This window comes from Cobetia sp. UIB-001 (genome assembly GCF_044789135.1).
GTDB lineage: Bacteria > Pseudomonadota > Gammaproteobacteria > Pseudomonadales > Halomonadaceae > Cobetia > Cobetia amphilecti.
On sequence record NZ_CP058244.1, the window covers coordinates 2,857,793 to 2,869,479 of the forward strand.

9 protein-coding genes are annotated in these 11,687 nt (G+C 63.3%); 5 read left to right on the top strand and 4 right to left on the bottom strand.

Annotated elements, in window-relative coordinates; genetic code table 11:
- Position 1: 1 nt before the first annotated feature.
- Positions 2-1,534 (bottom strand): glycerol kinase GlpK, encoded by a 1,533-nt coding sequence (gene glpK / locus HA399_RS11920; protein ID WP_404325098.1) that lies wholly within the window; start codon positions 1,532-1,534, stop codon positions 2-4.
- Between the two features lie 471 nt (positions 1,535-2,005).
- On the opposite strand from glpK, the gene HA399_RS11925 reads away from it, so the two are divergent.
- Both HA399_RS11925 and glpD read left to right on the top strand, forming a co-directional pair.
- Positions 2,006-2,797, top strand: coding sequence for a DeoR/GlpR family transcriptional regulator (locus tag HA399_RS11925; RefSeq protein ID WP_052384800.1), 792 nt, complete (start codon positions 2,006-2,008; stop codon positions 2,795-2,797).
- A gap of 589 nt (positions 2,798-3,386) precedes the next feature.
- The gene (gene glpD / locus HA399_RS11930) at positions 3,387-4,889 is read left to right on the top strand and encodes a glycerol-3-phosphate dehydrogenase (RefSeq protein WP_404325099.1); all 1,503 of its coding nucleotides are present in this window, start codon (positions 3,387-3,389) and stop codon (positions 4,887-4,889) included.
- A 105-nt stretch (positions 4,890-4,994) separates the two neighbouring features.
- Here glpD and HA399_RS11935 read toward each other — a convergent pair whose 3' ends face one another.
- A complete protein-coding gene (locus HA399_RS11935; RefSeq protein ID WP_279838507.1) occupies positions 4,995-6,386 on the bottom strand; it encodes a class II fumarate hydratase in 1,392 nt (463 codons plus the stop codon).
- Positions 6,387-6,956: 570 nt separating this feature from the next.
- On the opposite strand from HA399_RS11935, the gene HA399_RS11940 reads away from it, so the two are divergent.
- Complete coding sequence (locus HA399_RS11940; RefSeq protein WP_404325100.1) at positions 6,957-8,306, top strand: FUSC family protein; 1,350 nt, start codon at positions 6,957-6,959, stop codon at positions 8,304-8,306.
- Entirely contained in the window at positions 8,303-10,009 is a 1,707-nt protein-coding gene (nadB, locus tag HA399_RS11945; RefSeq protein WP_404325101.1) for an L-aspartate oxidase, read from the top strand. Before HA399_RS11940 ends, nadB begins: the two co-directional genes overlap by 4 nt.
- A gap of 5 nt (positions 10,010-10,014) precedes the next feature.
- Here the strand turns inward: nadB and HA399_RS11950 are convergent, their stop codons facing one another.
- Positions 10,015-10,884, bottom strand: a complete 870-nt coding sequence (locus HA399_RS11950) for a hypothetical protein (RefSeq protein ID WP_404325102.1) — start codon at positions 10,882-10,884, stop codon at positions 10,015-10,017.
- Entirely contained in the window at positions 10,844-11,119 is a 276-nt protein-coding gene (locus HA399_RS11955; protein ID WP_043335628.1) for a succinate dehydrogenase assembly factor 2, read from the bottom strand. Before HA399_RS11955 ends, HA399_RS11950 begins: the two co-directional genes overlap by 41 nt.
- A 269-nt stretch (positions 11,120-11,388) precedes the next feature.
- Between HA399_RS11955 and HA399_RS11960 the strand changes: the two genes are divergently transcribed.
- The gene (locus HA399_RS11960) at positions 11,389-11,685 is read left to right on the top strand and encodes an integration host factor subunit beta (RefSeq protein ID WP_043335630.1); all 297 of its coding nucleotides are present in this window, start codon (positions 11,389-11,391) and stop codon (positions 11,683-11,685) included.
- Positions 11,686-11,687 lie beyond the last annotated feature (2 nt).

The window sequence follows — 11,687 nt, forward strand, 5'->3', positions numbered from 1 at the left end:
CTCAGTGGCCTCCGTCGCTTTTCACTCTTTCCACCGCTTCCAGCCAGCCGGCGTAGAGGCGCTCACGCTGCTCTTCCGCCATTTCCGGCGCGAAGGTACGCTCGCAATGCCACAGCTCGCTGATCTCATCCAGGCTTTCATACCAGCCGATATGCAGGCCAGCCAGATACGCGACGCCCAGCGCCGTGGTCTCCAGCACGCGCGGACGATCCACCTTCACGCCCAGCATGTCAGACAGGAACTGCATCACCCAGTTGTTGCTGACCATGCCGCCATCCACGCGCAGATTCGCGCAGTTGATGGCCACGTCATCCAGCATGCACTCCTGCAGGTCACGCGTCTGATAGCACACCGACTGCAGGCCGGCCGCCACGATATCGGTGATGCCGGTGCCACGGGTCAGCCCCAGAATCGCGCCACGCGCCTGCGGGTCCCAGTGCGGTGCCCCCAGGCCGGTGAAGGCCGGCACCATGTAGACGCCGTGGTCGGCCTTGGCCGCACGCGCTAGCGGTTCGGTCTCGGAGGCATCGGAGAACAGCTTCAGGCCATCACGCAGCCACTGCACGGTTGCGCCCGCCACGAAGATGCTGCCTTCCATGGCATAGGTCGGCTTGCCATTGAGGCGATAGCCCACCGTGGTCAGCAGACGATTGCGGGACAGCTCCATCTTCTCGCCGGTGTTCATGATCATGAAGCAGCCGGTGCCGTAGGTGCTCTTGCTCATACCGGGCGTGAAACAGGCCTGGCCGACCAGCGCCGCCTGCTGATCGCCGGCCACGCCGCGAATCGGCATCGCCGCACCGAACAGCTGCGGGTCGGTGGTGCCGAAATCATCACTGGAATCCAGCACTTCCGGCAGCAGGCTTTCCGGGATACCGAACAGCTCCAGCAGCTCGCTGTCCCAGCACTGATCGACGATGTTGAACAGGCAGGTACGCGAGGCGTTGGTGGCATCGGTGACGTGACGCTTGCCGGCGGTCAGCTTCCAGATCAGGTAGCTGTCGACGGTACCGAAGGCCAGCTCGCCCTTCTCGGCGCGTGCGCGAATGCCTTCGACATTCTCGAGAATCCAGCGCAGCTTGGTCGCGGAGAAATACGGGTCGATCAGCAGACCGGTCTTCTGCTGGATCATGTCACCATGACCGGCATCGGAAAGCTCACGACAGTACTCGTGGGTACGGCGGTCCTGCCAGACGATGGCGTTGTAGACCGGCACGCCGGTCTCGCGGTCCCAGACGATGGTGGTCTCACGCTGGTTGGTGATCCCGATGGCGGCCACCTGCTCGGCGCCGACATTGGTATTGATCAGCGACTGACGCACGGTGCGCTTCACCGACCCCCAGATATCATCGACGTTGTGCTCGACCCAACCGCTGTCCGGGAAATGCTGCGGAAATTCTTCCTGGGCCAGACCTGTCACCGTCCCTTCACGATCGAACAGGATGGCGCGGGAGCTGGTGGTACCCTGGTCGATCGCGAGAATGCGCGTGGGTCCATCGACGCGAGAGTCTTTCTCTGGCTTGGGGCTAGACATTATGACTGTCCTTGGCTTCGAGGCTGCTTCTGAGAGTACACGTCAGCGGAGACTGCGGTACTTCACTATATTGGCTCGGGTATCATGTGAGGGCGACAGGAGAAAGCGGGTTGGCTTTGTCCTCTCCGCGCTTGGCAGGCGCAGCGAGAACACTTCCTCTTGAACCATCACAACCGAACACGAAATGTTCGTCTTCGAATATCGCTGCAAACGTTAGCGCCAAATGCGCGCTATCACAAACGTATTACCAATCAATATCATTGTACCTTGGTCTCATGTCCATTGCGCCGACATGGCCTGTTGCAGCTTCGCAACACCTTGACGCCATTCGTCAAATTGCACTGACGCCCCCTTGTTGGATTAGGATGTACCCTCACTGGACGACCCCACTCCCCAACGGCAACCGTGATGCGCACTTGCTGACATGAAGTGAACTCACGTTCCGCAAGCCGCTGACAACAAGAGAGCAGGATGATGCAGCCAAAGCGCCATCGCGCCATTGTCGAACTGATCACGCGTCAGGGATACGCCTCCATCGAGCAGCTGGCCAGTCACTTCGAGGTCACGCCGCAGACCATTCGTCGCGACCTCAATCAGCTGTCCGAGGCCGGTGCGCTCAAGCGCGTACACGGTGGCGCGGGGCTTGAGTCCAGTACTGTCAGCACCGCCTACAGCACCCGCAAGACATTGAACCTGGGCGCCAAGCGGCGCATGGCGGCCGCCCTGGCCAGGCAGATTCCCGACCACGCCTCGCTGTTCATCAACATCGGCACCAGCAACGAGATGGTGGCCGAGGCGCTGTGTGATCACCACGGGCTTGAGGTCATCACCAACAACCTGAACGTGGCGGCCATCCTCCAGCACAAGGAGGATTTCAATGTCATCGTGGCCGGCGGCATGGTGCGTTCCCGCGATGGCGGCATCATCGGCGAGGCCACCATCGACTTCATCAACCAGTTCAAGGTCGACTTCGGGATCATTGGCATCAGCGGCATCGATGAAGATGGCTCGCTGCTGGAATTCGACTATCAGGAAGTGCGTGTCGCCCAGGCAATCATCCACAACTCACGCCAGGTCTTCCTGATCGCGGATCACTCCAAGTTCCAGCGCAATGCGGTCGTGCGCCAGGGCAACCTGAGCCAGCTCGATGCGCTCTTCACCGATATCCAGCCCCCGGAAAGCATCCTGACCCTGATGCGTCAGCACGAAGTTGCGCTGCATGTCGCCGGTGATGAGTCGTCGGGCGAGACTGGCGACGCTTGAGCTCGATGACGCGTCACCCAACCCACTAGTCGCCTCACCAACAAGTCATCGCGCAATCAGGTCATCGCGCAATCAAGGGGCCAGGCAATACGCCGACGTGCAGCCTGGCCCGGCTCTCGCCCCCCTTACCTTCTTCCCCCTCGCCTCTTTTCCCCCTTTTGCCCCCTTTTGCCCCCTTTGCACCGATGAACCTCGCATATCACGAAAACTGCCCAGCTGCTGACTGTGCGCTGCCCAGCGGCACCGCTTCGTCTCCGTACAACCTGTCATGACGCTTGATCAGTCACTGCGGGCATCGTCTGCGCCGCCCGCGCGGCAACATGACAGCCAGGCGCTTCATGAAAATGTCACGCCATGATCAGAGACTGAGAAAAACACCGGCAAGACAACAGGTTGAATATCAGGCAATCCTCAGTTGCCAGACACTCGCCCAAATGATCATTTCCGAAAGCCATCAGCGCAGAAGAATCCCCTTGATGTTCGACTTTTGCTAAGCTATGTTCACTTTCGAAAACCTATTATCGCGCACCTTGCCGGTGCAGACTCATTCGCCCCACCCGGTAGCGCCGGGCACGAGCAGGAGCAGCCCATGTCCCGCGACAACGATGCACTTCTTGACCTCTTCATCATCGGCGGAGGCATCAATGGCGCCGGTATCGCCAACGATGCCAGCGGCCGCGGCCTGAGCGTGGCCCTGTGCGAGCAGAATGACCTCGCCAGTGCGACTTCCTCCGCCAGCAGCAAGCTGATCCACGGCGGCCTGCGCTATCTGGAACACTACGAATTCCGTCTGGTGCGCGAAGCCCTGCAGGAGCGCGAGATACTGCTCAAGAAGGCACCGCATATCATCTGGCCGCTGCGCTTCATCCTGCCGCACCAGCCGCATCTGCGTCCGGCGTGGATGATTCGTGCGGGCCTGTTCCTGTATGACCACATCGGCAAGCGCGAGACCCTGCCAGCTTCCAAGGGCCTCAAGTTCGGCGAGCAGAGCCCGCTGGTCAGCGAGATCAACCAGGGCTTCGAATACTCGGATTGCTGGGTCGATGATGCTCGTCTGGTCATCACCAATGCGCTGCAGGCGCGCGAGCAGGGCGCCGAGATCATGACGGGCACCCGCTGTGTCGGCGCCCGTGATGTCGAGGGCCACTGGGAGCTGACGCTTGAAGATGTCAGCAGCGGCGAGACCTTCATCCGTCGCGCACGCACCCTGGTGAATGCGGCAGGCCCGTGGGTGGAGTCCTTCATCAAGGGCGCCACCGAGCGCACGCCGCGCTACGGCATCCGCATGATCCAGGGCAGCCACTTGATCGTGCCGCGCATCAACACCGATGACCGCGCCTTCATCCTGCAGAACAAGGACAAGCGCATCGTCTTCGTGCTGCCCTATCAGGAAGACTTCAGCCTGATCGGCACCACCGACGTGCGCTACAAGGGCGACCCCTCTGAGGTGGCCTGCTCCACCGATGAGACCGACTACATGCTCGAGGTGGTCAACCATCACTTCAAGCGCAAGCTGAGCCGCGATGACGTGGTCTCGACCTTCTCCGGCGTGCGCCCGCTGTGCGACGACGAGTCGGCGGACCCGTCCGCGATGACGCGTGATTACACCCTGCATCTGGATGACAGCGGCGCACCGATGCTGTCCATCTTCGGCGGCAAGATCACCACCTATCGCAAGCTGGCCGAATCGGCACTCGAAGACCTCAAGCCGCTGCTGCCGAGCATGGGCGAGCCGTGGACCCACGAGAAGGCCCTGCCCGGTGGCGATATCGAAAGCCGCGCAGCCTTCACCCGCCAGCTGCAGCGCGACTACCCGTTCCTCGGCGAAGCACGCACCAGACGCTTCGCCTCAAGCTACGGCAGCCTGTGCCTGCACTTCCTCGACGGCAAGAAGAGCGAGGCGGACCTGGGCGAGGACTTCGGCGCAGGCCTCAGCGCCGCCGAAATCGACTACCTGGTCGAGCACGAATGGGCGCGTGAGGTGCAGGATGTCGTCTGGCGCCGCACCAAGCTGACGCTGCGCCTGAGCGATGAGCAGAAGACGCGCATCGGCGACTACCTCAAGGAACGCCTGCTGGCACGCGCCGCCTGATGAAAACCGGCTGAGCCAGCAGCAAAAGAAAGCCCGCCCCTCCGGCAAGGAGGGGCGGGCTTTTCGTTCAGGGACAGGCGGAATTTTAGGTCATGTATTGACGACTTACTGGATACCGCCCGCCGTCAGCTTGGCCGGATCGAGCAGACGCTCCAGCTCCTCGCGTGACAGCTCAGTCTCTTCCTCGGCCACATCCAGAATCGGACGCCCGGCCTGATAGGCCACCTTGGCCACTCGCGCCGCCTCGTTGTAACCGATCACCGGATTGAGCGCCGTGACCAGAATCGGATTCTTGGCCAGCGGTGCCTCGATGTTGTCCTGACGCACGTTGAAGGTGGCAATGGCCTTGTCCGCCAGCAGGCGGCTGACATTGGCACTCAGCGTGATCGAGGACAGCAGGTTGTTGGCGATCAGCGGCAGCATGACATTGAGCTGGAAGTTGCCGCTCTGCCCGGCGATACCGATGGTGGCGTCATTGCCCATCACCTGCGCCGCCACCTGGGCGGCCGCCTCGGGAATCACCGGATTGACCTTGCCCGGCATGATGGAGCTGCCCGGCTGCAGGGCCTCAAGCTCGATCTCACCCAGCCCTGCCAGCGGGCCGGAATTCATCCAGCGCAGGTCGTTGCTGATCTTCATCATCGCCACGGCGTAGGTACGCAGATGGCCGGAGAGCTCGACTGCCGTATCCTGGGAGGACAGCGCCGCGAAGAAGCTCTCGGCGGGACGGAAGGCATGGCCGGTCTGGTGCGAGAGGCGGTCGGCGATGCGCTCGGCGAATTCCGGATGCGCGTTGATGCCACTGCCGACGGCGGTGCCGCCCTGGGCGAGGCGCTCGAGGCGCGGCAGCACCTGCTCGATGCGCTCGATGGCCTGCCCGACCTGCGCCTGCCAGGCACCCAGCTCCTGACTCATGCGAATCGGCATCGCATCCATCAGGTGAGTGCGACCGGTCTTGACGACGTCGTCCACCTCAGAGGCCTTGTGGGAGATCACCTCATGCAGATGGCGCAGCGCCGGCAACAGGGTGTCCGAGACAGCGATGACGGCGGACAGATGAATGGCCGTCGGGATGACATCATTGCTCGACTGGCCCATGTTGACGTGGTCGTTGGCGCCGACGCTCACGTCCTTGTCACCCAGATGCTGATTGGCAAGCTGCGTCAGCACCTCGTTGACGTTCATGTTGGTCGAGGTGCCGGAACCGGTCTGGAAGACATCGACCGGGAATTGATCGGCATGTTCGCCGTCGATGATCTGACGCGCCGCCTTGATGATCGCCTCGGCACGCACGTCATCCAGCAGCTCCAGATCACGGTTGACCTCGGCCGCGGCCAGCTTGATACGCGCCACGGCGCGAATGAAGGCAGCAGGCAACGGCTGGCCACTGACGGGGAAGTTGTCGACCGCTCGCTGAGTCTGGGCGCCATAGAGTGCGCTGGCCGGCACTTCGAGTTCACCCATGCTGTCGCGTTCACGGCGGGTCTGGCTGCTCATGCTTGTCTCCCTGTGCTGTTGCATATGACGTCGCACCTGGCTGGCGTCACTGATGGGCGGCTGGCAATAATTGATCAAGGACCTGATCGCCAGCTTCGATCCCCTGATGATCACTTGGGGACGTACAGGATACCAATCAAGCCACTTCATGAGAGTGATTATCAATAACAATCGCCATTTTTCGATCTTTCCCTTTGATGGCGCGCGCTCTGTACGCATCTCTCGTTGCCTGTTCCTCTTACCTCCCCTCTCTTGCTCGATCTCTCTTGAGCGGGCTCTCATGACCGCCTTCCGGTCTCTGCCCTGAGCGCCATCAGCAGCATTCGCAGAGCAAGGGCGCAGCGCCACAGTGCGCCGCAAGGGCCTGAAAGCCTCTGGGACGACCTTGAGGGGTCGGTTACACTGTTCAGCGCTTCCACCATGGTCATGGCCCCCTTGGCCACGCCTCTTGAATCCTGTCGACGGAATGACCGCGAACCTGATGTCCACCTCTTCGCTGCTGAAACCCGCCGTGTGTGCGGTGCGCACCATCCCTCACTTCCTCGTGCCTGCCGGAGGGGAGATCGCATCATGAAATGGTTCTCGCACAACCCTTACTTCACCTATCTGCACCGCCAGCGCCTGCATATCCTGCGCGTGACCGTCGCCCTGACGCTGTGCTTTTCCATCATCGAACTCTTCAGCCTGCCGCACAGTTCCTGGGCATTGGTCAGCACCGTGATGGTCATGGGCAACCTGCCCCACGTCGGCGGTGTCATCGACAAGGGCTGGCAACGTCTGGTCGGCACCCTGCTTGGCGGCCTGTGGGGCCTGATCCTGATTCTGGTCGCCGAGCCTCTGCCGGGCGTGGTGCCCTTCTGGAGCATCGTCGGCATCGCCCTGGCACTGAATGCCACCTTCAGCAATCGCTATGGCTACAGCTCGCTGCTGTTCTGCGTCACGCTGCTGATGGTGATCGGTGATGGCAATCATGATCTCGGCATCGGGCTATGGCGCGTTTTCAATGTGGTGCTGGGCACCCTGATCAGCATCGTGGTCAGCATGGTGCTGCTGCCCCAGAAGGCGACGGATGTCTTCCGCTTCCTGCTGGCCGACAACCTCGACAAGCTGGCACGTCTCTACCACGGCCATACCAAGGCCGAGCGTGAGGGCGTCAATGAAGGTCTCGCGCTGGTGCGTGCCACCTCGGCACAATTGGTCAAGCAGCGCGGGCTGGTCGATGCCGTCGCTCAGGAAGGCCGCATCAATCGTGCCGACATCGAGGAAATCCTGTCCTTCGAGCGCCGCATGATCTCGACCATCGAACTGCTGCAGGAAACCCACTGGAACACCCGCGAGGGGCATGAATTCATCGAGGGGCTGGATGGCCTGCGCGATGCCCAGCATCGTCTGGCCCGCGCGCTTGGCACCCTGGCCTTTCAGGTGCGCACCGGCCAGAGCATCGAACTGACGGTGACGCCCTTTGACCTGCAACGCTATGCCGATGTCCGCAATGTCGAGAGCCGCAACGGCCGCGCGCTGTTCAGCCCGGCAGGCTACCTGTGGCTCAACCGCGAGCTGGCACGCCTGACCGAAGCCCTGGGCGAGCGCCTGGCCTTGCTGGAGCGCCTGCCGAGCCAGCGCCTGCAACGCCGACTGCCGGGCCATGGCCTGATCAGTGATGCGCGCCGCCTGTTCCTGCCCGAAGACCCGACACCGGGCGATACGGCAGCCCCCACCAGGCGCGAGAACAACGCTGGCGAGCATCACTCTTCGGTCGGCAAAGCGCCGGCCAGCAAAGCGTCGGCCAATAATGAGACGACCAGCAAAGCGCCGGCGAGTGATGACAGCATCAATGACAACAACAGCGATGAGCCAGACCGCCACGACAGGCACCAGCCGGACTCGGCCGGCAATGAGACTGCCAGGAAAGACACATGAACTCAGTATCCGGAGTGACTCCCGCAAGCCAGCATGACGTGCTGATCGTCGGTGGCGGCGCGGCAGGTTTGACCCTGGCACTCAGCCTCGCCAATCGCCTGCCACCCGGCCCGCGTACCCGCCGCGTCACGCTGTTGCGTCCGGCGCGTGAGGCACAGGGCGCCAGCCGCTGGGCGCAGGGCGGTATCGCGGCGGTGCTGGCGCCCGAGGACGATGTGGAATCCCATGTCGCCGACACCCTGATTGCCGGCGATGGCCTATGCAACGAACGCGCGGTGCGCTTCACCGTCGGTCACTCGCGGGAGGCCATCGAATGGCTGATCGCGCTTGGCGTGCCCTTCACCCCGGCCGACGCCGACGCCAGCTACCCCTTCCACCTCACCCGTGAAGGCGGGCATGGTCGCCGCCGCATCATCCACGCCGCCGACGCCACCGGGCGGGCGCTGCTCGATACGCTCAGCGCCCACGTCGAAGCCCACCCGAACATCGAGATTCTCGAAGACCTGCTGGCGGTCGACATCGCGGTCAACGCGGGTCGCGCCAGTGGCCTGTGGGTAATGGACGGCACGGGCCAGCGCCGATGGCTGGCAGCCAATGACCTGGTGCTGGCTACCGGCGGTGCCAGCGGCCTGTTCGCCCACGCCACCAGCCCGAGCGCCAGCGTCGGTGATGGCATGGCGATGGCGACCCGCGCCGGCGCCAGCCTGATGAACCTAGAGTTCCAGCAGTTTCATCCCACCTGCCTGTATGACCCCGATGGCACGCCCTTTCTGATCTCCGAGGCGGTACGGGGCGAAGGGGGACTGCTGCTGCGCCCGGATGGGCATCGCTTCATGGCCGATCATGATCCGCGTCTGGAGCTGGCGCCGCGTGATGTCGTGGCACGCGCCATCCTCGCCGAGATGCGCACGCACGGTCTCGAGCATGTCTGTCTGGATATCAGCGCGTTGGGGGCCGAGGCCATCGAGCACCACTTCCCGACCATCGCCGAGCACTGCCTGGCACGCGGGATCGATATTCGTCATGCACCGATTCCCGTCGTCCCTGCCGCCCACTACAGCTGCGGCGGCATCGCCACCGGGCTGGATGGCGCCAGCGACCTGCCCGGGCTGTGGGCCATCGGCGAAGTCGCCTGCACGGGCCTGCACGGCGCCAATCGCATGGCCAGCAACTCGCTGCTCGAGTGCCTGGTGCAGGCGCGCGCCTGTGGTGAAGCGCTGGGGCAGCCGCGCCGCGCCGACGAGCCACGCCTGATGAGCACGCTCGACTCGCTGATGCCGCAGCACGCCGCCCTGCTCACGCAGCTTGCCGACAATGGTCAGGTCTGGCGCTGCGTGATGCGTTTGAGCGCCGATGAGGCGCGCACGCGCCTGCACAGCTTGCGCCAGCTGATGAGTCTGCAGGCGGGGATCGAGCGCAGCCAGCACGGCCTGAGGGAGGCGTTGCAGCAGATAGCGCAGTGGGTCTCGCTTGAGGCGGGGCAAACGGCGGAGCCCGAGCAGCACAGGCAAGCTTCAGCGCCGCGGGCAGGGCTCGATCACCTTGCGCTCTATCAGGCCCTGACGCTGGCACCGCTGCTGCTGCTCAGCGCCCATCAACGTCATGAGTCACGCGGCCTGCACTTCATCCGCGACTTCCCGATGCCGGCGCCGCGCGCCCGCGATAGCGTCATTCGGCTCTCGGCCTTCGCTGCCGCGATCTGAGCGGTTCAGCGTGGGTGGTCTCCCTGGGCAGCGACGCGCCGCAGAGTCTCCAATGGCGGCGGCTGACGCGGCAAACCATGCGGCAAGGGCGGCCACAGCAACCACAGGCGCAGCTGGTGAAGGTCTTCGCTGGAGGCGCTATCCGGCCACAGCCATACCCGCTGCGTTTTCAGGTGCTGCTGGCCCGCGCCTTGCGCTCTCAAGCCCTGTAGCCCCATCCCCTGTGGCCCCGCCCTCTGTGGTCCCACCCCCTGTGGCCCGAAACCCTGCGGCGAGATCTCAAGCCCGATCAGGCGTGGTGAGCACCACAGGCAGCGCACATTGACGGGCTGCCAGCTGCGTGAGGCACCATCAGCCCACCACCAGCAGAGCTGCATCTCCGGGTGACGATGGCGCGCCTCTGACGCAGGCGGGGTATCGCTGGCTTCGATCTCGGCTTCAGCCTCGTTCTCCGGCACTGGCGCCTGGCCACCGCTGGCAAGCGCCGCATCGGCGCAGAGACTGCCCCCCAGGGCCAGCCAGACTCGCGCCTCGGGGGCCTTGAGACGCCGCCGAGCCTGGCGCCACCATGACACCAGCTCTACGGCCTGCAGCAGCCAGCCCAGCCCCATCACGCCCAGCAGCGCCATGACGCCATCCGGCAGCTGAGCGAGCCCCTCAAACGCACAATGCCCCGCCTCGAAAGGCAGGGCATTGCGTAGATATTGCCACTGACAGGTCCACCACGTACTGACAACGAACTGGCCAGTCGCCAGCTCGCCAAGCCAGACCCACAAGGCGAGACTCGCCGCCAACAGCCCGACGCGCAGGCTGGCGTGGGTCGCGAACGCCTGTCTAGAGGCCCTTGAACTGATCGCGCTCGCCATTCTCGGCATTGGCGATCACCATGTTGATCAGACGCTGGTACTCGGCATTGCCGCACGGGTCGCGCTTCATCAGCCACACGAAGAGGTCCTGGTCCTCTTCGGCCAGCAGCTGCACATAGAGCGCCTTGTCGTCTTCGCTCAAGGCGTCGAAACGCTGCTCCAGAAACGGCAGTAGCAGCAGATCGAGCTCCCACATGCCGCGACGCGAATGCCAATGAAGCCGCTTGCGAATCACATCTTCCATTGCCTGAACCTCAGTCGTCACATCAATGCGCGCAGTATACCCGAGGGGGGCGTCAGCGGCATCCGTTGACCCGTTGCTCGGGCAGGAATTGGCAATCCGTGCCGTGATCGGCAATGATGTCCCTAGTGCGTTGTTTTCTCAGGATTTGCCCATTATGCTGAGGAGATAACAATCACAAGGATGCGTGTGCCTGTCCGGTGACAAGAGGTCGCCCGGCTGCCGCATCACGAACGCCTTTCGCGAGAAAGGTGCAGGCATGGAGAGATCCGATGACCAAGTCCGAGCTGATCGAACAGATAGCCATGCGACAGCCTGAGTTGTCGCTCAAGGATGTAGAGGCCGCGGTTCGCATCATCCTCGATGATGTGACAGACGCCCTGGCCCACGGCGGTCGCGTCGAGATTCGCGGTTTCGGCAGCTTCTCGCTGCACTACCGTGAGCCACGACTGGGGCGCAACCCCAAGACCGGTGAGCCGGTGGACCTGGATGGCAAGTTCGTCCCCCACTTCAAGCCCGGCAAGGAGCTGCGCGAGCAGGTCGATGCCAGTCGTGCCCTGGGGTATTGACG

Bases quoted from the DNA above. Each gene is read 5' to 3' on its own strand.
- glpD (WP_404325099.1), top strand. From the start codon at position 3,387: ATGTCCCGCGACAACGATGCACTTCTTGACCTCTTCATCATCGGCGGA.
- HA399_RS11925 (WP_052384800.1), top strand. From the start codon at position 2,006: ATGATGCAGCCAAAGCGCCATCGCGCCATTGTCGAACTGATCACGCGT.
- HA399_RS11950 (WP_404325102.1), bottom strand. From the start codon at position 10,884: ATGCCGAGAATGGCGAGCGCGATCAGTTCAAGGGCCTCTAGACAGGCG.
- HA399_RS11960 (WP_043335630.1), top strand. From the start codon at position 11,389: ATGACCAAGTCCGAGCTGATCGAACAGATAGCCATGCGACAGCCTGAG.
- HA399_RS11940 (WP_404325100.1), top strand. From the start codon at position 6,957: ATGAAATGGTTCTCGCACAACCCTTACTTCACCTATCTGCACCGCCAG.
- glpK (WP_404325098.1), bottom strand. From the start codon at position 1,534: ATGTCTAGCCCCAAGCCAGAGAAAGACTCTCGCGTCGATGGACCCACG.
- nadB (WP_404325101.1), top strand. From the start codon at position 8,303: ATGAACTCAGTATCCGGAGTGACTCCCGCAAGCCAGCATGACGTGCTG.
- HA399_RS11955 (WP_043335628.1), bottom strand. From the start codon at position 11,119: ATGGAAGATGTGATTCGCAAGCGGCTTCATTGGCATTCGCGTCGCGGC.
- HA399_RS11935 (WP_279838507.1), bottom strand. From the start codon at position 6,386: ATGAGCAGCCAGACCCGCCGTGAACGCGACAGCATGGGTGAACTCGAA.